Source organism: Streptomyces sp. NPDC055189, from assembly GCF_053606765.1.
Genome location: NZ_JBSGSG010000051.1, coordinates 44,172 through 68,544 on the forward strand (window position 1 = coordinate 44,172; position 24,373 = coordinate 68,544).

Here is a 24,373-nt window from a genome sequence, read left to right on the forward strand (position 1 = left end):
GGCCCCCGCCCACTTCCTATCGATTCCGTCTGCACGCATTTTCTCGCTCGACGGTCGCGGCCACCTTGCGCATGACGGCCTCCGGAGACTCGTGTTCCCAGAAGCGCAGGACCGTCCACCCTTCGGACAGTAGTTGTGCGTTCGTCTCCTGATCTCGCTCGATGTTGCGATCGAGCTTCTGCCGCCACCATTCCGCGTTTGCTTTGGGGTGGGTCGCGTGCTCCGGGCAGCCATGCCAGAAGCAACCGTCGATCAGGACAGCCAACCTTGCGCGCGTGAACGCGATGTCGATCTTGCGCCTGCGCATGCCCGGCACCGGGTAGTGGGTCCGATAGCGGTATCCGGAGGCATGAAGTAGCCGCCGCACCGCCCATTCGGCACTCGTATCCTGGTTGGTCTGTCTGCTCATGCGGGCTGAGACGTCGGGGCTGGAGGGGGGTGCGGTGCGCATGCTCCCAGTGTCCTACCTACTACCGACCTGGCGTCCTAGCCTTGCGGCGCCCCGTGACACTCGCCGTAAACGGTGCCCGACCCGCACCAACACCCCGCCCCCGCCTCCGGCGGCCACCCCACAGCTCGGCCCCGCGCCGCCAGCGTCGTCGCGTATTGCGGCAGCAACGACACGTCCGTCGGCTGGGCGCCCTCCGATGCTGCGAACGCCTCGTACGACGGGACCGTGCCCGTGACGATTCCCAGGTTGGGGGTGCCCGAGGTCGAGAGTTCGCGGAGTGAGGACTCTATGGTCGACAAGTGCGCCTCGTGCGAGGGGTATTCGGATTCCAGGGACGGGTACGCCGTCAGGAGTTCCGTTAGTTCTGCTGATGACCAGTGCAGGACCGCTACCGGGAACGGGCGCGACAACGCTTCCCTGTACGAGCCCAACTCCGCCTGGATTCGCGAGATTTCCGCGCGGAGTTCCGCCGGGTTGTCCGAGCCCAGGGACCAGATTCGTTTCGGGTCGTGCAGTTCGTCCAGGGGGACGGGAGAGGATGAGACCTCGTCCGCCAGGGCGTCCCACGCGTCGTGCTCCGCGCCCAGCAGGCGGCGCACCCTGTGACGGCCGAACAGCAGCGGGCGTTGTTCGTAGGAGGGGGTGGGCGGGGTGCCTCCGCCAGGTGACTGGGGGAGCAGGAGTTCCAGGGCCTCCGTGAACGTTTCCTGCGCCTGGGTCAGCTCGTCGTGGGACTCCAGGGACTCCGCCGCGATCACCCAGGGGGCCGGGTCCCGCGGGGCCGCCGCGCGGACTCCGTCGATGATCGCCCTCGCCTCCGCCTCGTGGCCGTACTCCCAGAGGTTCGAGGCCTTCAGGGCCCGGATCAGGGTCGGGGCGGACGCCCGCTGGGGGGCGTCCGGGGCCAGCAGGCGGTCGTAGAGCGTGGTCGCGCGGTCGCGTTCGCCCGCCAGTTCCAGGTGGGCCGCGGCCTGGAGCAGCAGGTGCTCGGTGTCCTCGGGGTACAAGCCGGCGGTCCGTTCCAGGCGCTCGGCTTCGGCGATGTGGTCGGCAGGCGTGTCGGGGCGCATACGGGACACCGTACTGCCGAGTGGGGGCGTTGCAGGAGGGTTGCCGTGCAGATCAGGGCGGATCGGGGGGCGGATAGGGGTGGCCGCGCTTTTGTTGCTTCGCGCGGTGTGATCGCCATGGCTTGTTGGCGGGCTTGGGCTTAACCTGCCGCCCTCTTGGGAGGGGCGGTGCCGGCGTGCGGGAACGGGTGGTGGAGCGGGTTCCTGTCGTGATGCAGGGTCGGGATCGTGGTCGGCGGGGGCGTGCTGCCCGGCTCGTGTGGGGCGGGGCCGAGGCCGCCGTCACCTGCGGGCTTGTGTTGCTGCTTCTCGTCGTCCACCAGCTCTGGTGGACCAACCGCCAGGCCCGCGAAGGCGCCGAGCGCAAGGTCCAGGCCCTTGAGCGGGAGTGGGGGAGCGAGACGGAGACAGGGACCGGGACGGGGTCGGACACCTTGCCTCCCGACGGCGTTGCCGCGCCTGAGGATGAGGATGAGGATGAGGGTGAGGCTGATACCGACCTTGACTCGGGGGCCTCGGACGGCCGTGGCTCCTCCCGGCCGCAATCCGCCGCCGCCCCCGCCCCCCGCTGGGACCAGGCCTACGCCGTCCTCCGCATTCCCCGCATCGGGATACGCGTGCCCGTTGCCGAGGGGGTCAGTAAGAGTGCGGTGCTCAACAAGGGGTACGTCGGGCACTATCCGCGCACCGCCCAGCCGGGGCAGGGCGGGAATTTCGCTCTTGCCGGGCATCGCAATACCCATGGTGAGCCCTTTCGCCGCATCGATCGGCTCGGGGGCGGTGACGAGATGGTCGTCGAGACCAAGAAGGCCGTTTACACGTACGTCGTCGACAAGGTCCTTGCCCAGACTTCCGCCCGAGACAGCGGCGTCATCCGCGCCGTCCCCCGCAGCCTCGTGAAATCCGGGCACGGGTACAGCTCTCCCGGCTACTACATCACCCTCACCACCTGCACCCCCGAGTACACCTCCAAGTACCGGCTCATCGTGTGGGGGAAGCTGCAGTCGATGCGGCCGCGGTAAGGCCGGGCCGCCATGCCCGGGGATCAGCGCCCCCGCAGCCCCAACACCAGCAACGCCCCCGCCGCCCCCAACCCCGCCGACACCACAAGCGCCACCTGCGCCCCATGCGCCACCGAGCCCGCCGACGTAGAGCCCGCCGACGTCGATACCGCGATCATCAGCGCGACGCCCGCCGCCGAACCGATGTACCGCGCCGTGTTGTTCGCGCCCGAGCCCATCGCGGCGCGGTCCGCCGGGACCGAAGTGACCGCCAGCAGGGGAAGCGCCGCGTTCAGGAGGCCGCTGCCCGCGCCCGAGATGACGAGGCCGGGCAGGAGCAGGGGCCACGGGCCCGCGTCGACCGCGGACAGCATCGTCAGGACCGCCGCCGCGTGCAGGGCGAAGCCCAGGGCCAGTTGGTGACGCGGCGAGACCTTGCCCGCCAGGCGGCGCGCCTGCAGGGCCACCGCGAACGACGTGCCGGACCAGATCACGAGCAGGACCGCCGTTGCCATGGCCGACATGGGCAGCGTCTGCTGGAGGAGGGTCGGGAGGTAGCTGAAGAGCGCGATCACCGCGAAGCCCGTGAAGAAGCCGCCCGCCGACGACGCGAGGAACGGTGTCTGGCGCAGGAGGGCCAGGTCGAGCATGGGGGACGCGGAGCGGTGCTCCACCGCTGCGAACGCGGCGAGCAGGACCGCCGCCGCCACCAGCAGTGCCGCCACCGGCATACGCAGCCAGCCGTCCCTGCCGAGCGTCAGGGCCGCCACCAGCGCCACCAGGGCGAGGCCCAGCGTCAGCGCCCCCGCCAGGTCCGGGCGACCGCTGTGCGGAGCGCGCGATTCCGTCAGGGCGCGCGGGGCGAGGGCGGCCACCGCGAGCGCCGCCGCGCCGAGCACCACGTACGACAGGCGCCAGTCGGCCAGTGACGCTATGCCGCCCGCGAGTACCGGACCCACCGCGATGCCGCCGCTCACGAACGCGCCCCAGATGCCGGTCGCCCTGATGCGGCCGGGGCCCGCCGGGAAGGCGTGCACCAGCAGGCCGAGGCTGGCCGCCAGGATCGCCGCGCTCGCCGCGCCCTGTGCCACGCGGGCGAGCGTGAAGAGCCACGTCGAGGTCGCGAGCGCGCCGAGGGCGGTGGTGATGCCGAGTGCCGCCGTACCGGCGAGGAAGATCCGGCGCCTGCCGTAGTCGTCGGCGAGGCTGCCCGCCACCAGGAGCAGGGCGGCCAGGCCCAGCGGGGTGCCGTTGAGCAGCCAGGCCTGCGCGGAGAGCGGGGTGTGCAGGGACGCGGCCGTGTCCGGGAGCGTGACCATCGGCGCGGTGTACGTCATCAGGGCCACGGCCGTTGCCGCGCTGGTGACGGCGAGTGTGGCGCCGGGGCGCGGGCGGGCCGCGGGTGCGCGTGCGGCCGGTGCCGCCACGGGAGCCTCGGTGACCGCGGTGTGTTCCAGCCGTGGTGATGGGGACATGGCCTGCTCCTCCAGGGGCATCAGAGTCCGCGAAGTGAGGTTCATTCATTGAACCTGTAGCGATGTGCCGACCGTAGCAGCTAAAGTTCATTCACTGAACCTGGAAGTCGTAAAGTCGCTAAGGTGGACCCATGGCTCTCGGCAAGGACTACGCGGGGCAGGAGTGCTCCATCGCCCGCGCCCTGGAGGTCGTCGGGGAGCGCTGGACGCTGCTCGTCGTCCGCGACGCGCTCTACGGGGTGCGGCGCTACAACGACTTCCTCGTGCACCTCGGCATCCCCCGCGCGGTCCTCGCCTCGCGCCTCCAGTCGCTCACCGCGGCCGGCGTCCTGGAGAAGCGGCCGTGCGCGCAGGCGCCCGCGCGTCACGAGTACGTCGTCACGGAGCGGGGCCGCGGCCTCTGGCCGGCGCTGCGCGTGCTCGGCGCTTGGGGACGCGAGAACTTCTCGGACACCGAACCGCTGCGGTACTTCCGGCATGTGACGTGCGGCACGGAGCTTGGCGTCGTCGGTGAATGCCCGGCCTGCGGAATCCTGGTACCCGTCGAGGACGTCGAGATGGTGCCCGGTCCGGGGCTCGATCCGGACCCGTCCGATCCGGTCAGCCGGGCGCTGCTCACGCCCCGAAGGCTCCTTACGGCCGTCGAGACGGATCCTGTATAACGGCAGTACGCGATACGTCGTACAGGCGCGCGAGGAATTCGAACCGGGACCGCAAGGAGAGGGGGCGAGAAGCGATGCAGGACGTGATCCGCAGCTGGAAAACCGCCCTCCGCCCCACCGGCCTCCTTCTCTTCCTCCTCGTCGAGGTCGTCCTCCTCGACGCGAGCAGCCTCACCGCCGCCGTCGCGCTCGCCGCGACCGCCGCCGCGGGCTCCGCGCTCGCCGTCTGCTCGTTGATCGCCGCGCGTTGCGCACCCGCCGTGCCCCGCACCCGGGTACGTACGGCCATCCGCGACCGCGAGAAGCGCACGGCGTTCCTGCCGCAGCGCGATCCCGACGCCTCCGGGCGCAGGCGACCCCGAGCACCGGGCCGTCTCGTCATGACGGCCGCGTAGGGGATTTCCCGATTTCCCGATTTCCCGTTCAGGGAACTACCGACTGACCTAGCCCCCCGCGCGGGCCGTCACGCCGAAAGAGCGCCAGCTCGACTCTCTTTTCTCCTCGGCACGACGAGACCCCCGGAGGGCTTCTCCATGTCCGGTTTCATGTCCCTGTTCGCTGACCTGGTCGGTTCCATCGCCGATCTGCTCGAACCCGTCTTCCACGCCTCCGCGATGGCCGCCGCCATCATCCTTTTCACCGCCTGCGTACGACTCCTCGTCCACCCCTTGTCGCGGGCGTCGGCCCGCGGCCAGAAGGCGCGCGCCAGGCTGAACCCGCAGATCGCCGAGTTGCGCAAGAAGCACTCCAAGAACCCCGAGAAGCTGCAGAAGGCGGTCCTCGAACTGCACCGCGCGGAGAAGGTCTCGCCGCTCTCCGGGTGCCTGCCCAGCCTGTTCCAGCTGCCGGCGTTCTTCCTGCTCTACCACCTGTTCTCGAACTCCAGCATCGGCGGCGAGGCCAACGCGCTGCTCGGTCACAAGCTGTTCGAGGCGCCGCTCGGCGGGCGGTGGGCGGACGCGCTCGGCGACGGCGGGGTCTTCGGGGCGCAGGGGCTCGTCTACCTCGCGCTCTTCGCGATCGTGGCCGCCGTCGCGACCTTCAACTTCCGGCGTACGAAGAAGCAGATGGCCGCGGCTGCGGCCGGGCCCGCGACCGGCGGCGCCGATGCCCAGCAGGTGCCCGGCATGGGTGCGATCACCAAGGTCATGCCGTTCATGTCGTTCATGACGCTGTTCACCGTCGCCTTCGTGCCGCTGGCCGCCGCGCTGTACGTCGTCACCAGCACCACCTGGAGCGCGATCGAGCGGGCCGTTCTCTACCGCGATGTGCCGATCGGCGCCGGGGCGCTGGCTGCCGCCGGGTGACCGTCTTGCCTACCCCAGGGTGACCGTCTGTCCTACCGATGGGTAACGGTCCGGTCCGTGAACAGGGTCTTGCGGGATGGACGGCGACCTTGGAGGATCTTCCAATCCTCCGATGGCCGCAACCCATCGGCCGGGCCACGCGGGCGGTCAAGGCGGACCGGTCGCGCTCGACCAAAGGGAGATTGACCATGAAGCTGCTGCGAGTCGGTACGGCGGGATCCGAGCGCCCCGCGCTGCTCGACGCCGAAGGCACGCTGCGGGACCTGGCAGGGACCGTCACGGACATCGACGGGGCGCTGCTCGCCGACACGGCAGCCCTCGACCGGGTGCGGGCCGCCGCCGAGTCGGGCGACCTGCCCGTGCTCGTCGCGGAGGGGCTGCGGGTCGGGCCGCCGGTGGGCCGGATCGGCAAGGTCGTGTGTATCGGGCTGAACTACCACGACCACGCGGCCGAGACCGGGGCCACTCCGCCCACCGAGCCCGTCATCTTCTTCAAGGCGGCGGACACGGTGGTGGGCCCCGAGGACACCGTCCTGGTGCCGCGCAAGTCGGTGAAGACCGACTGGGAGGTGGAGCTCGCGATCGTCATCGGGCGCACCGCGCGCTACCTGGAGTCGGACGCCGAGGCGCTCGCGCACGTGGCCGGGTACGCGGTGTCGCACGACGTCTCGGAGCGTGAGTTCCAGATCGAGCGCGGCGGCACGTGGGACAAGGGCAAGAACTGCGAGACGTTCAACCCGCTGGGCCCGTGGCTGGTGACGGCGGACGAGGTCCCCGACCCGCAGGCGCTGTCCCTCAAGCTCTGGGTCAACGGCGAGCTCAAGCAGGACGGGACCACGGCCCAGCAGATCTTCCCGGTGGCGGAAGTGGTTCGGTATGTCAGCCAGTTCATGACCCTGTACCCCGGTGATGTCATCAACACCGGTACGCCGGCGGGGGTTGCCATGGGGCAGCCGGAGCCGAAGCCGTATCTGCGGGCCGGGGATGTGGTGGAGCTGGAGATCGACGGGCTCGGTCGGCAGCGCCAGGAACTCAAGGACGCGTAGCCCTTCGGGGCGGGGGCGCGGCGATTCCTTGTCGCGCCCCGAGTGGCGTCGGCGGAGGGAGCCTCCGCCGGCGCCGTCTGCGGGTGCGTCGTGGCTTGTCGCGCAGTTCCCCGCGCCCCTTACGGGGCGCCCCCGCTCACACGAACCGTTCCAGCGCCTCCACCACCAGCGCGTGGTCCGCCGCCTGCGGGAGGCCCGAGACCACCACCGTGCCGATCACGCCCGCGCCCCGTACCGCGATGGGGAACGCGCCGCCGTGCGCCGCGTACACGTCCGGGTCCAGGCGCGAGGAGTCCTCGAACGTCGTCCCCTTGGCACGGAATCGCGTGCCGACCAGGAACGACGAGCAGCCGTAGCGCTCGACGACGCGGCGCTTGCGGGCGATCCAGGCGTCGTTGTCCGGGGTCGATCCGGGCAGCGCCGCGTGGAAGAGCTGCTGGCCGCCGCGGGTGATGTCGATGGCCACCGGGGCCTGGCGCTCGCGGGCCAGGTCGACCAGGAGGGTGCCGAGTGCCCAGGCGTCCTCGTACGTGAAGTGGGGCAGGACCAGGCGGAGTTCCTGGGTCTCCAGCTCCTCCACGGTCGGTACGGCGGGGGTCGTCATACGACCACCGTCACACCGTCGCGGGCCGAGCGGCGCGCCGCCTCAAGGACGTCGAGCGCCGACGCGGCCTCGTACGCGGAGACGGGGTTGTCGCCGGTGCCGCGGAGGGCTGCCGCCACGGCCGCGTAGTACGCGGGGTAGTCGCCCGGCAGCGTCTTGACCGGGTTGCCGCCGCCGGTCAGCGGGGACTCGCCGGAGCCGACCCGGCCCCACATGCATTCGAGTTCCTCGCCCCAACTGTCCTCGTTCGCGGGCCGCTTGCCGTCGCGGAGCGCGGCTTCCTGCGGGTCGAGGCCGTACTTCACGTAGCCCGCCGCCGAGCCGAGCGCGCGGAAGCGCGGGCCGAGCTGGGCGGTGGTGGCGCTCACGTACAGGTGCGAGCGGACGCCGCCCGTGTGCGTGATGGCGATGAACGTGTCGTCGTCGGCCTCGGCGCCGGGGCGGCGGACGTCGGATTCGGCGTACACGGTCTGCGCGGGGCCGAAGAGTACGAGCGCCTGGTCGACGACGTGGGACCCGAGGTCGTAGAGCAGACCTCCGATCTCTTCGGGGTCTCCGGACTCGCGCCAGCCGCCCTTGGGCTGCGGACGCCACCGCTCGAAGCGGGATTCGAAGCGCCATACGTCGCCGAGCTCGCCCTCGGCGATGAGCTGCTGGAGAGTGCGGAAGTCGTTGTCCCAGCGGCGGTTCTGGAAGACGGAGAGCAGAAGGCCGCGGTCGTCGGCGAGTGCGGCGAGCTCGCGGGCCTCGGAGGCCGTGCCCGCGATGGGCTTGTCCACGACGACCGGGAGGCCCGCCTTGAGGGCGGCAGTCGCGAGCGCGACGTGCGTCTTGTTCGGGGACGCGATCACCACCAGGTCGAGCTCGCCCGCGCGGGCCCACAGGTCGTCGGCCGATGCGGCGAAGCGCAGCTCGTCACCGAACTCGGCGCGGGCCTGCGCCTGGCGCTCGGGGTTCGACGTGACGACCGTGTCGAGGGTGAGGCCCTCGGTGGCGGCGATCAGCGGGGCGTGGAAGACGGAGCCCGCGAGGCCGTATCCGATGAGGGCTACGCGTAGCGGGGAGCCGTGAGGTCCGGGGGCGCCTGAGCCTGTACCAGTCATGCGTTCCACTTAAGCAACGCTGTTGCCAAAGCGCAAGCGCGCGCGACAATGGGGGGTGTGAACAGGACTGATGCGGGGGTCGAAGGCGGTAGTGGCTCGGTGAGTGGCGGCAGCGGTGGAAGTGAGGGCAGTGGTGGCAGCGGGGGCAGGACGGGTGCCGGGGTGAACCTCCTCGCGCTGCGCGGGCACAACGCCGCCCTCGTGCTCGACCTGCTGCGCACGGCGGGCGAGGCCGGCATAAGCCGCCTCGAACTGGCCGAGCGGACCGGGCTCACGCCGCAGGCCGTCAGCAAGATCACCGCGCGGCTTCGTACGGAGGGGCTCGCGGCGGAGGCTGGGCGGCGGGCGTCGACGGGCGGCAAGCCGCGGACGCTGCTGCGGCTCGTGCCGGACGCGGGCCACGCGGTGGGGCTGCACCTGGACCGCGACGAGCTGACGGCGGTCCTCGCCGACCTGACGGGCCGCGTGGTCGCGGAACGACGGGCGCCGCTGGAGTTCGCCGCCGGTGCGGAGGCGGTGGTGGACGTGGCGGTGGGGGCGGTGCGGGGCCTGATCGGGGATCAGGTGCCGTCGGCTGATGCGGGTGTTGATGTTGGTGCGCGGGCGGGTGCAGGGCTGCTCGGCGTCGGGGTCGCGCTGCCAGGGCCGCTCGACCACTCCGAGGGAATCCTGCACCGCGTCACCGGATATCCCGCGTGGGACGGCTTTGAGCTGCGGGACGCCTTCGCCGGGCGGCTCGGGCTGCCGGTGGTCGTGGACAAGGACACGAACGCCGCCGCGCTCGGGCTCGCGCTCGGCGGGGTGGCGGAGTCGTTCGCGTATCTGCACCTAGGGACGGGGCTCGGCGCGGGCCTCGTCCTGGGCGGAGGCCTCTATCGCGGAGCGCGAACCGGGGCGGGGGAGTTCGGTCACCAGGTGATCCAGTTGGACGGCCCGGAGTGCGGGTGCGGCGACCGCGGCTGTATCGAGGCGCTGTGCCTTGCGGCGGTCGCGCGGGGAGATCTGGACGAGGCGGCGCGGGTCCTCGGGGCGGGGGCGGGGAACCTGGTCAGCCTGCTCGACATCGACCTCGTACTGATCGGCGGCCGGGTCGTACTCGCGGACGAGGAGCGCTTCGTACGAGGAGTGGGAGCGGTCGTCGCGGAACGCGCCCGGCGGGGCGGCGGAGGCAGGGAGGTCCCGGTCGCCGTGGCGTCCGGGGGCGAGCGGGGCGTGGCGGAGGGCGCGGCACAGCTGGTCCTCGCCCCGGTGTTCGGGCGAGCGGATGTGGCGTTCGCGGTGGGGCGGGGGTAGCAAGCCGCCTGGCCGACCGCACGGGTGCTGCCGCTCGTCGGGGCGGCGTCGATCACGCCGATGTCACCGCTCGCCTGGCCGGCGTCGATCACGCCGATGTCACCGCTCGCCTGGCCGGCGTCGACCACGCCGATGTCACTGCTCACCCGTCAGCGTCGAGCAGACGGACATCACCGCTCGCCTGTCTGGCCTCGGCCGCGCGGATGCTGCCGTTCGGCTGGTCGGCGTCGGCCGCAAGATGCCGCCGCTCGCCCGGTCAGAGCCGACCTCACGGATGCTGCCGCTCGCCCGGTCAGCGTCAATCACGCCGATGCCACCGTTCGCCCGTCAGCGTCGACCAGACGGACATCACCGCTCACCTGGCCGGCCTCGACCGCGCGGATGCTGCCGCTCACCCGGTCAGAGCCGACCTCACGGATGCCACCGCTCGCCCGGTCAGCATCGACCCAGCCGATGCCGCAGCTCGCCCGGTCAGCGTTAACCACACGGACGCCGCCGCTAACCCCATCAGCATCGACCGAACCAATGCCACCACTCGCCCCGTCAGCCGTATTTAACGGAAAGTCAGCTGATAGGAGGGACTTGCGCGGTCCAGTCGGGTGTACGGGGTTGTCGCGGGGGTGGTGAGGGGGCGCGGGGTGGCAGGGTCGCGGGCCATGACCCCTGTCATACGGCCCCCGCTCCCGCCCTGCCCGCCCGCTCCGCGCTCAGCAAAGGCCCCACATGCGACTCCGCCGCTCTCTCGCCTCCGGCATCACCGCCGCCGCAGCCCTCGCGTCCGGAGTGGTTCCGGTTGCCGCCGCGCAAGGGTTGCCGGTGAGCGGCGCGGTGGCCCTGCCTCAGCCTCAGCCGCAGGCGGCTGGCGCGGTGGCCCTGCCGCAGCCGCAGGCGGCCCAGCCCCCGACCTGTTCCGCCCCCACCGGTGAGGACTTCCCCATCGGTACGCGGATCCGGGGCGGGCCCCCGACCTACGAGGCCGGCGGCGGTTACCGGAGCTGGTCCGTCGAGTTGGCCAACACCACGCGTGGCACCTGCGGCAACATCCACCCCGTCGTCGTCATCGTCGACAAGGAACGCGAGCTGCGGCCCCGGCAGGTCCAGTTGGAGTTCCGCGACGGCGAGCGGTGGCGGACCGTGGGCTTCGAGCGGACGGACCGGGACGAGAACGTCGGCGTCTTCGACGACGGATTCCCCGGCTTCACGGTCAAGGCGGGCAAGACCCGCACCGTCAAGGTGCGGCTCTCCTTCACCTCCGAGGCCAGGTCCGAGCACGCCGTGATCTCCGCCGCCGTCGTCCAGCGACGGGACAACGACGGCGACTGGGTCGGGGAGTCCGACGACTATCCGTTCGGCATCGAGGGCGACGGCGCCACCGGCGACACGGGCGGCGTGGGTGACACCCGCGACGACGGCACCGAGAAGGAACCCGAAGGAAGCGTGGACGCGGGCCGGAACGGAGGAGGCAGCGGCGGAGGGCGTGAACGCATCGACGGCGACGGCTCCTCGTACGCCGACGAACTCGCCGCCACGGGCCCCCGCGCCCTGCTCGGCGTCACCGCCATCGCCTGCGCCCTGTTCGCCGCGGGCTGGGCCCTCATCACAGGCACCCGGCGCCTCCGGGCCGCCCGGAAACGCTGACCCCGCCCCCCCCTGCCGGCGCGGAGGCAGTCCTTCGGCACCTGTGCCGTTGTGCGGGCTGGACCGCAGCGACCCGGCTGTCGCGCGAGGGCGGGCCCCGGGCGCTCATGCCGTCGCGAGGGCAGGATGGCCCCCGGCGCCCCCACCGCGTCCCTGCGCCCCCACCGCGTCCCTGCGCCCCCACCGGGGCGCAGAGGCGGGCCCTTGGTGTCCAGCCGCCGCGCGTTCACCCTGGTCCCCGCCCCCCCTTGCCGCCACGCGGAGCCGCCAGCCCCGCCCCGACGAAGAGCTACCGCCCCCCACCCTCCGTTCACCCACCCGTTCACATCCGTCTGCGAACATCCCCGGGTGGACAACCCGAACTCCCCGCAGAACCCCCCGCGCCCTCCCGCCCACCTGCTCGACCAGGCCCCCGGCGCCCCCATCCGCTCCGGCATCCCCGAGCACGGCCGTATCCCGAAGTACTACGCGGTGAAGGCCAGGATCGCCGAGTTGATAGGGGAGTTGGGGGACGGGCAGACGCTGCCGACCGAGCGGGATCTCGCCGAGCGGTACGAAGTCGCCCGGGAGACCGTGCGGCAGGCGTTGCGGGAGTTGTTGCTCGAAGGGCGGCTGCGCAGGCAGGGGCGCGGCACCGTCGTCGCGGGGCCCAAGCTGGAGCAGCCGCTGTCTCTCGCGAGTTATACGGAAGGGGTGCGGCGGCAAGGGCGTACCCCGGGGCGAAATCTCATCTCACTTGACCGCTTTCCCGCCCCCGCGGCCCTCGCCGCCGAGATCGGGGTCGGGCAGGGCGAGCCCGTCTGGCACATGGAGCGCGTGCTGCTCGCCGACGACGAGCGGGTCGGACTCGAGAGTACGTACGTCGCCGTGGCCCGCGTCCCCGCGCTCGACCGCGACTTCGAGCCCGACTCCTCCTTCTACGCCTACCTCCGCGACCAACTCGGCATCTCCTTCGGCGACGCCGACGAACGCATCGAAACGGTGCTCGCCACCCCGCGCGAGGCCCTGCTCATCGGCACCCCGCCCGCGCTGCCCATGCTGCTCATCCACCGCGTCTCGCGCGACACCGCCGGCCACCCGCTGGAGCGCGTCCGCACCCTCTACCGGGGCGACCGGTTCTCCTTCACCACCCATCTGGGCAGCGGCGGTTCGTGAACTTCCGCTCCTTCCTACGGGCGCCATCGATAACGGAAGCGTAACGGGTCTGGTCCAAGCTTGGGTGGCCGTTCACCGTCCCGTTGCCGACTCGACCGCGGCGGGTCACCCGCCCCCAGCAGCGTTGCCGCCGTGAGAGTCATCGTCGTAGGAGCCGGCGTGGTGGGAACCATGCACGCCTGGCACGCAGTGGAACGCGGCCACGAGGTCGTACAGATCGAGCGAGAGAGCGAGGCCCGTGGAGCCTCGCTGCGCAACTTCGGGCAGATATGGGTGAGCGGCCGTGCCGGGGGCGAGGAGCTCGACACCGCCCTGCGGGCCCGCGAACTGTGGGAGGAGATAGGCGCGAGGGTGGAGGGCATCGGCTTCCGCGCCAACGGCTCCCTCACCCTCGTACGCAACGAACGCGAGCGCTCGGTCGCCGAAGCCGCCCTCGCCCGCCCCGACGCGGCGGCCCGCGGCTACAAGCTGCTCGACGCCGACGAGGCCCGTGCCCTCAACCCGGCGCTGCGCGGTGAGTTCACCGCCGGCCTGTGGTGCGAGCGGGACGCCGCCGTCGAGCCGCGCACCGCACAGCTCCGGCTCCGGGAAGCCCTGCTGCGATCCCCCCGCTACACCTTCCTGCCCGGCCGCGAAGTCCGCGAAGTCGTCGGCGAGAGCGCGGTGCGCGACGACCACGGCGACGTACACGCCGGTGATGTCGTCGTGCTCGCCACCGGCGCCTGGCTCGGCGGCCTCGTCCGCGAGCTGGCCGGACCCGACCTGCCCGTGCGCCGCGTACGGCTGCAGATGATGCAGACCGAGCCCCTCGGCGAGGCGCTCACCACCTCCGTCGCCGACGCGGACAGCTTCCGCTACTACCCGGCGTACAAGTCGGACGCCCTGGACGCGCTCAACGCCGGGCAGGCACAGACCCCGACCGCCGCCGCGCACAAGATGCAGCTCCTGATGGTGCAGCGCAAGGACGGCGGCCTGACCATCGGCGACACCCACGAGTACGAGCACCCCTTCGCCTTCGACACCCTCGAAGACCCCTACGACCACCTGGCCGAGGTCGTCGAGGGCTTCCTGGGCCGCCCGCTGCCGAAGATCAGGCGGCGCTGGGCCGGGGTGTACGCGCAGTGCGTCGACACGGCCCGCGTCGTGCACCGGCAGCAGGTGCGCGAGGGCGTGTGGCTGGTCACCGGGCCCGGCGGGCGCGGCATGACGTGCTCGCCCGCGATCGCCGAGAAGACCGCCGACGAGTTGGGATGGTGAGGGAGTTGCGAGAAAACATGGTGAACGAGCGCTGCGGGCTTGTCGTGCTCGACATGGCCGGTACGACCGTCGCGGACGGCGGGCTCGTCGAGGAGGCTTTCTCCGCCGCCGCACGGGAACTCGGCGTCGAGCCGGGCTCCGCCGATCACACCGAGAAGCTGGACTACGTACGCGCCACCATGGGCGAGTCGAAGATCTCCGTCTTCCGGCACCTGTTCGGCGACGAGGATCTCGCCCAGCGGGGCAACGTGGCCTTCGAGAAGGCGTACGGGGAACTCGTCGACGGCGGCCGGATCGCGCCGGTCGCCGGGGCCAGGGAGGCCATCGAGGAACTGCGGGGCGACGGGCGGACCGTGGTGCTCAGCACCGGCTTCGCCCGGGTCACGCAGGACGCCATCCTCGCCGCGCTTGGCTGGCGTGACCTGGTCGAGCTGACGTTGTGTCCCGCCGACGCGGGGGGCCGGGGGCGGCCGTACCCGGACATGGTGCTCAGCGCCTTCCTGCGGACGGGGGCGGTGGACGACGTACGGCAGATCGCCGTCGCGGGCGATACGGCGTACGACATGAAGAGCGGGGTGCGGGCCGGGGCCGGTGTGGTCGCCGGGGTACTCACCGGGGCGCATGACGCCGAGGCGCTGCGGGCGGCGGGAGCCACCCACGTCCTCGGCTCCGTCGCCGAACTGCCCCGCCTGCTCAGGGGTGTCGGCGAGTGAGCGCCGCCGCCCCCGTGTCCGTACGCAGCGGCATTCGCTTCGAGAACGTCTCGGTCGCCTACGGCAAGAACACCGTCCTCGACTCGCTCGACCTGACCGTCGAGCCCGGCGAGGTCATGGCCCTGCTCGGCCCCTCGGGCTCGGGGAAGACGACCGCGCTGCGGGCCGTCGCCGGGTTCGTGCGGCCGGCCTCCGGGCGGGTGTTCATCGGGGAGCGCGATGTCACCGGTCTTCCGCCGTATCAGCGGGGGATCGGGATGGTCGTCCAGCAGTACGCGCTCTTTCCGCACATGCGGGTCGCCAAGAACGTCGCCTTCGGCATGAAGGCGCAGAAGGTGCCCAAGTCCGAGATTCCGGGGCGGGTCGCCGAGGCGCTCGAAATGACGGGCATGGCTTCCTACGCCGCGCGGTATCCCCGGGAGCTTTCCGGTGGGCAGCAGCAGCGGGTCGCCATCGCGCGGGCGCTGGCCATTCGGCCGGGGGTGTTGTTGCTCGACGAGCCGCTTTCCGCGCTCGATGCGCAGTTGCGGTCGGGGATGCTGGGGGAACTTGCCCGGTTGCACCGGGAGTTGCCCGACGTCTCGATTTTGTACGTCACCCATGACCAGGTCGAGGCGCTTACCCTTGCGGATCGCATTGCCGTCATGGACAAGGCTTGTCTGAAGGACTGCGGTACTCCGCAGGAGCTTTATCGGGCGCCTCGGACCGAGTTCACCGCGTCTTTTGTGGGGAACGCCAATTTGCTTCCGGTCACCGTCGGCTCGGGGGGTGTCTCCTTCGGAGGGACCGACCTGAAGGTCGATACGGGGGATGCGGCTGAGGGCGCCACTGCCACGTTGTGCGTGCGGCCGCATCTGGTCGGCCTGGGGGAGGGGCCCAATTCTTTGAAGGGCAGAGTCGCCGAGGTGCAGTGGCGCGGTGCTACCCATCGGCTGTACGTCGATGTCGCCGGGGAGCGGGTCAAGGCGGACCTGCGGGAGCTTCGGTCGCCGCCGGGTGTTGGTGACGAGGTCACGCTGCATTTCGCACCCGAAGACGCCGTGTTGCTGTCCGCGGGGGTGGCCGATGGCTAGCTCTGGCGGACGCCTCTTTGAAGCTGAACCGGGGTTGCAGGCTGTGCCCACCCGTTCCGCCCTGCGGAACGCCTGCCCACAGAGGGAACAGCCCAAGCGGCGCGTGCCCCGTTTCCTCTGGGCCCTGCCCCCCGTCGCCGCCCTCGCTCTCTTCTTCCTCTACCCCCTCGCCCTGGTCGTCCAGCAGTCCGTTCAGCCCGACACGGGCGGGACCTCCCTCCAGCCCTACTCCGACGTCTTCGCCTCCGAGGCGTTCCGGGAGGCGCTCGGGACCACCGTGTGGCTGGCCGTCGGGGCCACGGTCGGGTGTCTCGTGCTGGGGTTCGCGCTCGCGCTGATCATCGCCTTCGTGCCGTTTCCCGGCGGGAAGGCCGTCGCCCGGTTCATCGATGTCTTCCTCTCCTTTCCGTCCTTTCTCATCACCCTCGCCCTGCTGTTCATCTACGGCACCAAGGGGATGGCGAACGGAATGTGGACGGACGCGACCGGGGCCGCCGAGGGGCCTTTCCAGTTCCTCACCACACCGTGGGGCGTTCTCCTCGCCGAGATCACGTACTTCACGCCCTTCGTGATGCGCCCGCTGCTCGCCGCGTTCTCGCAGATCGACACCGCGCAGTTGGAAGTCGCGTCGAGCCTCGGCGCGAAGCCCGGCCGTATCGTCCGGCGGGTCATCCTGCCCGAGGCGCTGCCCGCCCTCGCCGCCGGCGGCAGCCTCGTACTCGTCATGTGTCTGAACGAGTTCGGGATTGTTCTCTTCACCGGGGCGAAAGGGGTCACGACCCTTCCCATGCTCGTCTACAGCAAAGCCATTCTCGAATCCGACTATCCGGCGGCCTGTGTCGTCGCCGTGGTCAACATCGCGATCTCCGTGGGCCTTTACAGCATCTACCGGGTGGTGAGCCGTCGTGTTGGTGCATAGCCGCAAGGGAAAACTGGCCACCCGGGCTCTCTTCCTCGTCCTCTTTCTTCCCCTCTTCGCGCTGCCCCTCCTCGTGATCCTGGCCGCCTCGTTCTCCTCGCACTGGTCCGGCGCCTTTCCCTCCGGATTCACCACGGGGCACTACGAGTCCGCCACCCGCGGAGAATCACTCAAGGCGCTCACCACCAGCCTGGTCACCGCCGTCGGCGCGAGCCTGCTCGCGCTGACCGTCGGGGCCTGGGCGGCGCTCGCCGCGGCCTCCCTGAAGAAGGGGGGAAAGCGTCTTCTCGACACCCTCTTCGTGCTGCCGGTGGCCGTGCCGTCCGTCGTCGTCGGGCTCGCGGTCCTCGTCGCGTTCAGCAAGCCGCCGATGATCCTCAACGGCACGCGCTGGATCGTGATCCTCGCGCACACCATTCTTGTCACGGCGTTCGCCTACCAGTCGGTCTCGGCTGCCATCGTCCGACTCGACCCGGCGTACGAACAGGCCGCCGCCTCGCTCGGCGCCCGGCCCTCGTACGTCCTGTGGAAGGTGAAGCTGCCGCTCCTGCTGCCGTCGCTCACCGCGGCCGCGGGCCTGTGCTTCGCGCTCTCCATGGGCGAACTGAGCGCCACGATGATGCTCTACCCGCCGGACTGGATGCCGCTGCCCGTGCAGATCTACGCGGCCACCGACCGCGGCTCCCTCTTCACCGGCGCGGCCGTCGCGGTGGTCCTGATGGCGGCCACGCTGCTCGTCCTCTTCGGCGTCTCCCGCATCCGCACCCGCGCCTCCTACCGCTGACCTCTTCAAGGAGTACGAAACGTCATGTCGCGTCACCCCCGCACCCGCACGCTCGCCGCCCTCTCCGGCAGCCTCGTCCTCGCAGGCTCCCTCACCGCGTGCGGCGGTGAATCCTCCGCCTCCGACGCCAAGGAGGTCACCGTCTACAGCGCCGACGGCCTCAAGGGCGAGAACGGCGACGGCTGGTACGACCAGGTCTTCAAGGACTTCGAGAAGAAGACCGGCATCAAGGTGAACTACGTCGAGGGCGGCTCCGGCGAGATGGTGCAGCGCGCCGTCCGCGAGAAGTCCAACACGCAGGCCGACGTCATCATCACCCTGCCGCCGTTCATCCAGCAGGCCGACGAGAAGGGCCTCCTCCAGGCCTACAAGCCCGAGGGCTCCGACCAGGTGGACGGCGCCGACAAGGCCCCCGACGGCAAGTGGACCTCCGTCGTGAACAACTACTTCGGCTTCATCTACAACAAGAAGGAACTCGGCGGCGGCAAGGCGCCCAAGACCTGGGAGGACCTCACCGAAGCCTCGTACAAGGACAAGGTCCAGTACTCCACACCCGGTGTCGCGGGCGACGGGACCGCCGTGCTCATCAAGGCGATGCACGACTTCGGCGGCAAGAAGCCCGCCATGAACTATCTGGAGAAGCTCCAGACGAACAACGTCGGGCCCTCCGCCTCCACCGGCAAGCTCGCGCCCAAGGTCGACAAGGGCGAACTCCTCGCAGCCAACGGCGACGTCCAGATGAACTACGCCCAGTCCAAGGACATGCCCAACCTCGGCATCTGGTTCCCCGCCAAGGAGGGCAAGAAGCCGACCACCTTCGCGCTGCCCTACGCGGCAGGACTGGTCAACAAGGCCCCGCACTCCGCCAACGCCAAGAAGTTCCTCGACTACCTCCTCGGCCAGAAGGCCCAGCAGCAGGTCAGCGAGATCGGCGGCGGCTTCGCGGCCCGCAAGGACATCAAGGCCACCGACGCCAACGCGGTCGCGCTCGACAAGATCGTCGACGGGGTCGAGGTCTTCGAGCCGGACTGGTCCGACATCGCGAAGAACCTCCAGGCGTACGTGGAGGACTGGAAGTCGGCGACCGGAAGCTGACCGATGATCGAGGGGTTCACGATCACCGCATCCTGATTAGGCTGAGGGGCGCCGGCACAGAGCCGTCCCGGCGCCCCACAGCTCACCCCGAGCTCCACCCGTTCATCGAAGACGCAGGAGTGCACCCCATGGCAGAGCGCAAGCCCATCGAATCGTGGCTCACCGACATGGACGGCGTGCTCATCCACGAGGGCGTTCCGATCCCCGGCGCCGACTCCTTCATCAAGAAGCTCCGCGAGTCCGGCAAGCCCTTCCTGGTCCTGACGAACAACTCCATCTACACCGCGCGCGACCTCCAGGCCCGCCTGACCCGCATGGGCCTCGAAGTGCCCGTCGAGAACATCTGGACCTCGGCCCTGGCCACCGCGAAGTTCCTGGACGACCAGCGCCCCGGCGGCACGGCGTACGTCATCGGCGAGGCGGGGCTCACCACCGCCCTGCACGACATCGGGTACGTCCTGACCGACCACGACCCGGACTACGTGGTGCTCGGCGAGACCCGCACCTACTCCTTCGAGGCCATGACCAAGGCCGTCCGGCTCATCAACGGCGGTGCCCGCTTCATCTGCACGAACCCGGACGAGACCGGACCCTCCACCGAAGGGCCGCTGCCCGCCACGGGCGCCGTCGCCGCGCTGATCACCAAGGCCACGAAGCGCAGCCCGTACTTCGCCGGGAAGCCGAACCCCCTGATGATGCGGACCGGGCTCAACGCCATCGGGGCGCACTCCGAGACCAGCGCCATGATCGGCGACCGCATGGACACCGACGTCCTCGCCGGTCTCGAGGCCGGAATGGAGACCTTCTTGGTCCTCACGGGCCTCACCACCAGGGACGACATCGACCAGTACCCGTTTAGGCCGTCCAACGTCGTGGACTCCATCGCCGACCTGGTCGACCGCGTCTGACGTCACCCGTTTGCCGCACGCGGGAGGCGTGACCCGAAGCCGCGCGTGAACCTCGGAACAGGAGGTTCACGATGCGTAGAGGATCACTCACCCTTCGTGGCATAGCCGGGGCGGCCGTCCTCGCCGCGCTCCCCGTCGCCGTCACGGCCCCCGCACACGCCCATGAGCAGGACAAGGTGCACGCCACGGTCACCCCGGCCGACGCCGCTCCCGGCGCCGAGGTGGAGATCAGCGTCACGGGCTGCGACGGGACGACCGGGTCGGCGGGCTCCGGGGCGTTCGAGGGCGACGCGAAGCTCACCGGCAGGGACGGCGAAAAGTACGCGCTGAACGGCTCCGCCAAGATCCGGGGCGGCGTCAGCGGTTCGTACGACGTGACCGTCGTCTGCGACGGCCACCCCCACCAGGGCGTGGGCACCGTGAAGGTCGTCCAGCACCGCACCGAGCCCGTCTCGCCGGTCCGCGCGGGCGGCGGCGGCACCTCGCAGCTGGCCGCGCACGCCCAGGAGGCGGGCCCCGGCACCCGGCACGCGGTGATCGGCCTGGTGCTCGCCGGGGTGGCGGCCGTGGCCGTGGCGGTCCGCAGTGTCCGCCGGCGCCGCTCCGAGTGACGGGCGGGGACCGACATGTCGGGTGACGAGACGCCGGCGGGACACGGACGATTCCTCACCGGGGTCGCCTGGGCGCTGCTGCTCGTGGGGCTCTGGCTGTGGGGCAGCGAGATCACCGACGTACGCGGCGGTGTCTCGGAGCCCACGAACGGTGACGTGGCGGCGGTGGGCCGCCCCTTCGACGTCGAACTCCCGGACGCGCACGAGCCGTTGGGCGCCGCAAGGCCGCAGCGCGTCGAGATCCCCTCGCTGAAGGTGCGGGCGCCCGTGCTCACCCGCGGCCTCGACCAGGACGGCGCCATCGATCCGCCGCCCTTCGAAGAGGCGGGCTCCGTCGGCTGGTACGGCGGCGGGACGCGCCCCGGCGCCGCGGGAACCTCCCTGTTCGTGGGCCACGTCGACACCGAGACGCGCCCCGCGGTCTTCTACGACCTCAGCGCGGTGCGCCCCGGCGAGAAGGTCCTGGTGACCCGCGACGACGGCTCGGTCGCGAAGTTCACCGTCGACGACGTCCAGGTCCTCAGCCGGGACCGCTTCGACGCGAAGAAGGCGTACGGCTCCCACAAGGAGGGCCGCGCCGAACTCCGCCTGATCACCTGCGGCGGCACGTTCGACAAGGAGACCAGGACGTACTCGGCGAACGTCGTGGTCTCCGCCTATCTCACGGGGGTGGGGCCGTAGGGGTGGCGCCGGGGCGCGAGGGCACTCCCGCCGCGCTCGCGCCCACGGTGGCACCCCTGGCGGCCCCTTCCCGGACGGCCCGCAGGCCAAGGCCCCCGAAGACCGCCGCGAGCACGGCCCACAGCAGGGCGTGCGAGGCGATCGACAGGACGCGGAAGTCCCACAGGAGCTTCGCGTCGACCGGGACCGGGTCGGGGTTGTCCGGGAGCAGGAAGAGCACGGCCAGGACGGCGACGCCCGTGAGGGCCGCCGCGATCTGCCGCACCGGAACGGCTCTGGCCGACATACGTACGTACACCTGCCTGACCAGGAACATGCCGAGAATGCCGATCGCCACGGACGCCAGCCACAGCGCCTGGCGTTCGCCGACCGTGGCCGAGTCGCCGACGCCCGGCGGGTTCGCCGGGTAGCGCAGACCGGGCAGCAGGGACACGGCGACGAAGGCCGCCCCGGCGAAGGCCAGCGCGCGCGGCCACGGCGCGGCGCGCGGATCGCGGCGGTGCACCAGGGCGTACGCCACGGCGAAGAGGATGCCGACGGCCAGACCGGCGACGACAGCGGTGATCACCAGGCCCGCGTGCTGCGTCGAGCGCGTGAACAGCTCCTCGTGGTGCTGCGCGGCGCCGCTCGCGTGCTCCTGAGCCGCCGCTCTCTTCTCCTCGGCGCGGATCGCCCGGTCCATCAGCGGCTCGGCGAGGAGCAGCGAGAAGAGCCCGGCCGCGAACCCCGCCGCCCCGCCCGCCACGAGACCCCGGCCGAGCAGGGGCAGGACGGCCGAGGACGAGGGGGAGGGAGAGGACGGGCGTGAGGACGAGGGGGGCGGCATGGTGCGGTGTCCGTCCCCGGTCAGTGGCACGGGGCACCGAAGAGGTGCCTGCCGTCGTGCGCGAACTCGTGGAGGTAGCTGCCGGTCGCCGCGATCAGCGAGCCGTTGTCGATGAAGACCGCGTAGAGCGCGATCAGCGCGACGATGACCGCGGCCGACGCGATGAGCCAGTCGCGGGTCTGGACGGTGGCGGCCTTCGCTGCCGCGCCGTCGGTGTGCGGTGCCGCGGAGTGCAGTGACATATCGAAGGGCCTCCTAGCGGAATCCTGCCAACTGCCGCCTCGATGCATGTACTTGTCGTCCCGGAGAGTCCCAGTTGGTCATGGACACTGTCAACGGCCCGCGTGCCCGGCTGCGCACGCTCGCGTACGCCTGCATACGCCTGTGTCGGGACAACCCGGCCCGGTCGGCGGCCCGCTCCCCCCGGAGCCGTCGACCGGGCTGGTCCTCGACCGCGCGCGCACGAGCTGCGGGAGTAACCCGGCGCCGGCGCGGGAGGTTCGATGGCCAACCCCGCATTGCGGGATGGACGGTCATTCAGGCCGGGGGCTTGGGCCGTTGGGACGACTCTAGAACGGATGAGCGCCGGAGCCTAGGGGTGGAATGACGCCAAGTCGTGATCCGCTTTCTCTCCGTGATCACCCCTGGTGGCGGAGTTCCGGGGATGACCTTCAGGAAGGGTCGGGCCAACTGTCGCGCAGCACCGCGTCGTCGAGCGTCCCCTTGATCACTTCCTTGGCGACCAGGTCCATGACCAGCCGTTCTCTACGCGCGTACCGCCGCAGTGCGTCAAAGGCGTCGTCCACGCCGGTGTGCCAGCGCTCGGCGAGTATCCCTTTGGCCTGTTCGATGCGTACGCGGCTGGTCAGGGCGCCCTGGAGCTGTGTGGCGAGTGTTCGGTACTCCGTGTAGGCACGGTGGTTGCGCAGGCCGAGCGCGGCCGCGTCGGCGATCGCCCGGGCAAGGCCCAACTCCCCTTTGGAGCGCGGGACTCCGGAGGTTCCGGGCAGGAAGACGTTGAGCGCGCCGAGCAGGGTCTCGCGCTGCAGAAGCGGAATCGCGTAGGTCACCCCGATGCCGTTGCGCAGGGCCAGCGTGGTGAACTCCGGCCAGCGCGCCGCGGGTTCGGCATCGGTGAGCCGCACCGGCGGCACGGGAAGCCCGGTGCCGAGGCTCTCCACACAGGGGCCGCCGCTGTGCTGGGCCCCGAGCAGGCCGAGCGCAAGGTCCCCGGGGTGGCCCCCCGCGGCGACCGTGGGCGCCCCCTCGGCCTCGAAGATCACTCCGGCTGCGGACGCGTCGAGAAGCTCCACGCAGTGGCTCGCCACCCGGCTCAGATAGCGCTCCGGATCGAAGTCGTCGTCCAAGGTGTTCGTGGTCTCCACCAGGACTTCGGCAAGTCGCAATTCTGAGGTGTGATCCCGCATGGTCTCCTCCCCATGAGCGCCACCCCGCGCCCTGCGCCTACCCCCCGGCGCCGCGCTGTAACAGCTCTCCAACAGGTATCCGTCGCGGGCGGGCGGGCCTCGTGAGCCGACAGTGTGTATGTCAGGATTGAGAATCGGACAGTGCACCCAAGGGGGAGTGGATGTACCACAAAGGCACCGGCCGCGGTCATCGGATCGCGGCACGGGGGGTGAAGGCTGCGGCGGCGTTTGCGGGGGCTGCGCTGCTGCTCTCGGGGTGCTCCTCCGATGGCGACTCGGGCAATGAGGAGTCGTCGGGGCAGCCCGTCAAGCAGCAGCCGAAGGGCACCGATCCGTACTGGGTCAATCCTCAAGGCAACGCGGCCAAGCAGGTCACCGCGTACGAGAAGGACGGCAAGAAGGACGACGCCGAGCTGATCCGGAAGATCGCCGAGCAGCCGGTCGCCGAGTGGCTCATCCCGGAGAACGCCGAGGAGCAGGCGCGGGGCTTCACCGAGGCCGCCGAGAAGGCCGACAGGGACGCTCTGTTGGTCCTCTACAACATCCCGCACCGCGACTGCGGCCAGTACTCGCAGGGCGGCGCGGCCGACGGCAACGAATACCGCGCGTTCGTCGACCAGGTCGCCAAGGGCATCGGCGACCGGAAGGCGACGGTCATCCTGGAGCCGGACGCCGTGCTCCACCTCGTCGACAACTGCACCCCGGAGGAGTTCCACGAGGAGCGGTACGACCTCCTCAAGGGCGCCATCGGGAAGCTCAAGTCCCTGAAGAACACCAAGGTGTACCTGGACGCGGGCAACGCGGGCTGGAAGAACCCCGACTCGCTCTGGGAGCCCTTGAAGTGGTCGGGCGTCGAGCAGGCCGACGGCTTCTCGGTGAACGTCTCGAACTTCCAGACCACCGAGGCGAGCACGGAGTTCGGCAAGAAGCTCTCGGCGAAGATCGGCAACAAGCCGTTCGTCATCGACACCGCCCGCAACGGCAACGGCCCGTACACCAAGGGCAAGGACACCTGGTGCAACCCGCCCGGCCGTGCGCTCGGCGAGGCGCCCACTACTAAGACTGACGATCCGCTCGTCGACGCGTACCTGTGGATCAAGCGGCCCGGTGAGTCGGATGGCACCTGTCGCGGTGGGCCCAAGGCGGGCCAGTGGTGGCCGGAGTACGCGGCGGGCCTCGCCAAGGCGGCGCAGTAGAAACGCCCCTTTAGGGGCGCGAGGAACTGCGCGCTCAGCGCGCGAAAAGCCGCAGTCGCATCTGCCGAGATCCTGGCA

General features: G+C 70.8%; 26 protein-coding genes. 18 read left to right on the forward strand and 8 right to left on the reverse strand.

The window, feature by feature from the left end; all coding sequences use genetic code 11:
* Positions 1-16: 16 nt before the first annotated feature.
* Positions 17-451 (reverse strand): very short patch repair endonuclease, encoded by a 435-nt coding sequence (locus tag ACWFR3_RS29445; RefSeq protein ID WP_453737678.1) that lies wholly within the window; start codon positions 449-451, stop codon positions 17-19.
* Positions 452-486: 35 nt separating this feature from the next.
* On the reverse strand, positions 487-1,521 hold the full coding sequence (locus ACWFR3_RS29450) for an SEC-C metal-binding domain-containing protein (protein WP_453737679.1): 1,035 nt from the start codon (positions 1,519-1,521) through the stop codon (positions 487-489).
* Between the two features lie 212 nt (positions 1,522-1,733).
* On the opposite strand from ACWFR3_RS29450, the gene ACWFR3_RS29455 reads away from it, so the two are divergent.
* The gene (locus ACWFR3_RS29455; RefSeq protein ID WP_453737680.1) at positions 1,734-2,543 is read left to right on the forward strand and encodes a class E sortase; all 810 of its coding nucleotides are present in this window, start codon (positions 1,734-1,736) and stop codon (positions 2,541-2,543) included.
* Positions 2,544-2,566: 23 nt separating this feature from the next.
* On the opposite strand, the gene ACWFR3_RS29460 is transcribed toward ACWFR3_RS29455, so the two are convergent.
* On the reverse strand, positions 2,567-3,997 hold the full coding sequence (locus ACWFR3_RS29460; protein ID WP_453737681.1) for an MFS transporter: 1,431 nt from the start codon (positions 3,995-3,997) through the stop codon (positions 2,567-2,569).
* 131 nt (positions 3,998-4,128) lie between these two features.
* On the opposite strand from ACWFR3_RS29460, the gene ACWFR3_RS29465 reads away from it, so the two are divergent.
* The 4 genes from ACWFR3_RS29465 to ACWFR3_RS29480 all read left to right on the forward strand — a co-directional run bounded on the left by ACWFR3_RS29465 (position 4,129) and on the right by ACWFR3_RS29480 (position 7,012).
* A complete protein-coding gene (locus ACWFR3_RS29465; protein WP_453737682.1) occupies positions 4,129-4,659 on the forward strand; it encodes a winged helix-turn-helix transcriptional regulator in 531 nt (176 codons plus the stop codon).
* 74 nt (positions 4,660-4,733) lie between these two features.
* Complete coding sequence (locus ACWFR3_RS29470) at positions 4,734-5,054, forward strand: DUF6412 domain-containing protein (RefSeq protein WP_453737683.1); 321 nt, start codon at positions 4,734-4,736, stop codon at positions 5,052-5,054.
* 138 nt (positions 5,055-5,192) lie between these two features.
* Positions 5,193-5,966: a YidC/Oxa1 family membrane protein insertase gene (locus ACWFR3_RS29475; protein ID WP_453737684.1), complete on the forward strand. Its 774-nt coding sequence runs from the start codon at positions 5,193-5,195 to the stop codon at positions 5,964-5,966.
* A 188-nt stretch (positions 5,967-6,154) separates the two neighbouring features.
* Positions 6,155-7,012, forward strand: coding sequence for a fumarylacetoacetate hydrolase family protein (locus ACWFR3_RS29480; protein ID WP_453737685.1), 858 nt, complete (start codon positions 6,155-6,157; stop codon positions 7,010-7,012).
* A gap of 136 nt (positions 7,013-7,148) precedes the next feature.
* Here the strand turns inward: ACWFR3_RS29480 and ACWFR3_RS29485 are convergent, their stop codons facing one another.
* Positions 7,149-7,616: a heme-degrading domain-containing protein gene (locus tag ACWFR3_RS29485; RefSeq protein WP_453737686.1), complete on the reverse strand. Its 468-nt coding sequence runs from the start codon at positions 7,614-7,616 to the stop codon at positions 7,149-7,151.
* Complete coding sequence (locus ACWFR3_RS29490; protein ID WP_453737687.1) at positions 7,613-8,719, reverse strand: Gfo/Idh/MocA family protein; 1,107 nt, start codon at positions 8,717-8,719, stop codon at positions 7,613-7,615. Before ACWFR3_RS29490 ends, ACWFR3_RS29485 begins: the two co-directional genes overlap by 4 nt.
* 48 nt (positions 8,720-8,767) lie before the next feature.
* Here ACWFR3_RS29490 and ACWFR3_RS29495 point away from each other — a divergent pair, with 48 nt between their 5' ends.
* The 12 genes from ACWFR3_RS29495 (at position 8,768) to ACWFR3_RS29550 (ending at position 20,846) form a co-directional block, all read left to right on the forward strand.
* Complete coding sequence (locus ACWFR3_RS29495; RefSeq protein ID WP_453737688.1) at positions 8,768-10,012, forward strand: ROK family transcriptional regulator; 1,245 nt, start codon at positions 8,768-8,770, stop codon at positions 10,010-10,012.
* Positions 10,013-10,735: 723 nt separating this feature from the next.
* Positions 10,736-11,650: a hypothetical protein gene (locus tag ACWFR3_RS29500; protein ID WP_453737689.1), complete on the forward strand. Its 915-nt coding sequence runs from the start codon at positions 10,736-10,738 to the stop codon at positions 11,648-11,650.
* Between the two features lie 348 nt (positions 11,651-11,998).
* Positions 11,999-12,805, forward strand: a complete 807-nt coding sequence (locus tag ACWFR3_RS29505) for a GntR family transcriptional regulator (RefSeq protein WP_453737690.1) — start codon at positions 11,999-12,001, stop codon at positions 12,803-12,805.
* Positions 12,806-12,937: 132 nt separating this feature from the next.
* Positions 12,938-14,062 (forward strand): TIGR03364 family FAD-dependent oxidoreductase, encoded by a 1,125-nt coding sequence (locus ACWFR3_RS29510; RefSeq protein WP_453737691.1) that lies wholly within the window; start codon positions 12,938-12,940, stop codon positions 14,060-14,062.
* A gap of 17 nt (positions 14,063-14,079) precedes the next feature.
* Complete coding sequence (locus tag ACWFR3_RS29515) at positions 14,080-14,775, forward strand: phosphonatase-like hydrolase (RefSeq protein ID WP_453737692.1); 696 nt, start codon at positions 14,080-14,082, stop codon at positions 14,773-14,775.
* Positions 14,772-15,848 carry an ABC transporter ATP-binding protein gene (locus ACWFR3_RS29520; protein WP_453737693.1) on the forward strand — a complete coding sequence of 359 codons (1,077 nt, stop codon included), beginning with the start codon at positions 14,772-14,774 and terminating at the stop codon, positions 15,846-15,848. Before ACWFR3_RS29515 ends, ACWFR3_RS29520 begins: the two co-directional genes overlap by 4 nt.
* Positions 15,841-16,767 carry a 2-aminoethylphosphonate ABC transporter permease subunit gene (locus ACWFR3_RS29525; RefSeq protein ID WP_453737694.1) on the forward strand — a complete coding sequence of 309 codons (927 nt, stop codon included), beginning with the start codon at positions 15,841-15,843 and terminating at the stop codon, positions 16,765-16,767. The genes ACWFR3_RS29520 and ACWFR3_RS29525 overlap by 8 nt, the downstream gene beginning before the upstream one ends.
* Positions 16,754-17,551 (forward strand): ABC transporter permease, encoded by a 798-nt coding sequence (locus ACWFR3_RS29530; protein WP_453737695.1) that lies wholly within the window; start codon positions 16,754-16,756, stop codon positions 17,549-17,551. The genes ACWFR3_RS29525 and ACWFR3_RS29530 overlap by 14 nt, the downstream gene beginning before the upstream one ends.
* Before the next feature lie 24 nt (positions 17,552-17,575).
* Positions 17,576-18,646 carry a 2-aminoethylphosphonate ABC transporter substrate-binding protein gene (locus tag ACWFR3_RS29535; RefSeq protein WP_453737696.1) on the forward strand — a complete coding sequence of 357 codons (1,071 nt, stop codon included), beginning with the start codon at positions 17,576-17,578 and terminating at the stop codon, positions 18,644-18,646.
* A 128-nt stretch (positions 18,647-18,774) separates the two neighbouring features.
* A complete protein-coding gene (locus ACWFR3_RS29540) occupies positions 18,775-19,554 on the forward strand; it encodes an HAD-IIA family hydrolase (protein WP_453737697.1) in 780 nt (259 codons plus the stop codon).
* Between the two features lie 71 nt (positions 19,555-19,625).
* Positions 19,626-20,165, forward strand: a complete 540-nt coding sequence (locus tag ACWFR3_RS29545; RefSeq protein WP_453737698.1) for a hypothetical protein — start codon at positions 19,626-19,628, stop codon at positions 20,163-20,165.
* Between the two features lie 15 nt (positions 20,166-20,180).
* A complete protein-coding gene (locus ACWFR3_RS29550; RefSeq protein ID WP_453737699.1) occupies positions 20,181-20,846 on the forward strand; it encodes a class F sortase in 666 nt (221 codons plus the stop codon).
* Here ACWFR3_RS29550 and ACWFR3_RS29555 read toward each other — a convergent pair.
* From ACWFR3_RS29555 to ACWFR3_RS29565, 3 genes are all read right to left on the reverse strand, one after another.
* Positions 20,827-21,672 carry a CbtA family protein gene (locus ACWFR3_RS29555; protein ID WP_453737700.1) on the reverse strand — a complete coding sequence of 282 codons (846 nt, stop codon included), beginning with the start codon at positions 21,670-21,672 and terminating at the stop codon, positions 20,827-20,829. The two genes, ACWFR3_RS29550 and ACWFR3_RS29555, sit on opposite strands and share 20 nt — an antisense overlap.
* Before the next feature lie 20 nt (positions 21,673-21,692).
* Positions 21,693-21,914, reverse strand: a complete 222-nt coding sequence (locus ACWFR3_RS29560; protein ID WP_453737701.1) for a CbtB domain-containing protein — start codon at positions 21,912-21,914, stop codon at positions 21,693-21,695.
* 429 nt (positions 21,915-22,343) lie between these two features.
* Positions 22,344-23,099 carry a GAF and ANTAR domain-containing protein gene (locus ACWFR3_RS29565; RefSeq protein WP_453737702.1) on the reverse strand — a complete coding sequence of 252 codons (756 nt, stop codon included), beginning with the start codon at positions 23,097-23,099 and terminating at the stop codon, positions 22,344-22,346.
* A gap of 161 nt (positions 23,100-23,260) precedes the next feature.
* Between ACWFR3_RS29565 and ACWFR3_RS29570 the strand changes: the two genes are divergently transcribed.
* Entirely contained in the window at positions 23,261-24,295 is a 1,035-nt protein-coding gene (locus ACWFR3_RS29570) for a glycoside hydrolase family 6 protein (RefSeq protein ID WP_453737703.1), read from the forward strand.
* Positions 24,296-24,373: the final 78 nt, after the last annotated feature.

Excerpts from the sequence above, each read along its gene's own strand:
- ACWFR3_RS29565 (WP_453737702.1), bottom strand. The coding sequence starts at position 23,099 with ATGCGGGATCACACCTCAGAATTGCGACTTGCCGAAGTCCTGGTGGAG.
- ACWFR3_RS29470 (WP_453737683.1), top strand. The coding sequence starts at position 4,734 with ATGCAGGACGTGATCCGCAGCTGGAAAACCGCCCTCCGCCCCACCGGC.
- ACWFR3_RS29535 (WP_453737696.1), top strand. The coding sequence starts at position 17,576 with ATGTCGCGTCACCCCCGCACCCGCACGCTCGCCGCCCTCTCCGGCAGC.
- ACWFR3_RS29540 (WP_453737697.1), top strand. The coding sequence starts at position 18,775 with ATGGCAGAGCGCAAGCCCATCGAATCGTGGCTCACCGACATGGACGGC.
- ACWFR3_RS29490 (WP_453737687.1), bottom strand. The coding sequence starts at position 8,719 with ATGACTGGTACAGGCTCAGGCGCCCCCGGACCTCACGGCTCCCCGCTA.
- ACWFR3_RS29570 (WP_453737703.1), top strand. The coding sequence starts at position 23,261 with ATGTACCACAAAGGCACCGGCCGCGGTCATCGGATCGCGGCACGGGGG.
- ACWFR3_RS29475 (WP_453737684.1), top strand. The coding sequence starts at position 5,193 with ATGTCCGGTTTCATGTCCCTGTTCGCTGACCTGGTCGGTTCCATCGCC.
- ACWFR3_RS29485 (WP_453737686.1), bottom strand. The coding sequence starts at position 7,616 with ATGACGACCCCCGCCGTACCGACCGTGGAGGAGCTGGAGACCCAGGAA.
- ACWFR3_RS29560 (WP_453737701.1), bottom strand. The coding sequence starts at position 21,914 with ATGTCACTGCACTCCGCGGCACCGCACACCGACGGCGCGGCAGCGAAG.
- ACWFR3_RS29525 (WP_453737694.1), top strand. The coding sequence starts at position 15,841 with ATGGCTAGCTCTGGCGGACGCCTCTTTGAAGCTGAACCGGGGTTGCAG.
- ACWFR3_RS29445 (WP_453737678.1), bottom strand. The coding sequence starts at position 451 with ATGCGCACCGCACCCCCCTCCAGCCCCGACGTCTCAGCCCGCATGAGC.
- ACWFR3_RS29480 (WP_453737685.1), top strand. The coding sequence starts at position 6,155 with ATGAAGCTGCTGCGAGTCGGTACGGCGGGATCCGAGCGCCCCGCGCTG.
- ACWFR3_RS29455 (WP_453737680.1), top strand. The coding sequence starts at position 1,734 with ATGCAGGGTCGGGATCGTGGTCGGCGGGGGCGTGCTGCCCGGCTCGTG.
- ACWFR3_RS29555 (WP_453737700.1), bottom strand. The coding sequence starts at position 21,672 with ATGCCGCCCCCCTCGTCCTCACGCCCGTCCTCTCCCTCCCCCTCGTCC.
- ACWFR3_RS29465 (WP_453737682.1), top strand. The coding sequence starts at position 4,129 with ATGGCTCTCGGCAAGGACTACGCGGGGCAGGAGTGCTCCATCGCCCGC.
- ACWFR3_RS29450 (WP_453737679.1), bottom strand. The coding sequence starts at position 1,521 with ATGCGCCCCGACACGCCTGCCGACCACATCGCCGAAGCCGAGCGCCTG.
- ACWFR3_RS29550 (WP_453737699.1), top strand. The coding sequence starts at position 20,181 with ATGTCGGGTGACGAGACGCCGGCGGGACACGGACGATTCCTCACCGGG.
- ACWFR3_RS29460 (WP_453737681.1), bottom strand. The coding sequence starts at position 3,997 with ATGTCCCCATCACCACGGCTGGAACACACCGCGGTCACCGAGGCTCCC.
- ACWFR3_RS29515 (WP_453737692.1), top strand. The coding sequence starts at position 14,080 with ATGGTGAACGAGCGCTGCGGGCTTGTCGTGCTCGACATGGCCGGTACG.
- ACWFR3_RS29495 (WP_453737688.1), top strand. The coding sequence starts at position 8,768 with ATGGGGGGTGTGAACAGGACTGATGCGGGGGTCGAAGGCGGTAGTGGC.
- ACWFR3_RS29500 (WP_453737689.1), top strand. The coding sequence starts at position 10,736 with ATGCGACTCCGCCGCTCTCTCGCCTCCGGCATCACCGCCGCCGCAGCC.
- ACWFR3_RS29545 (WP_453737698.1), top strand. The coding sequence starts at position 19,626 with ATGCGTAGAGGATCACTCACCCTTCGTGGCATAGCCGGGGCGGCCGTC.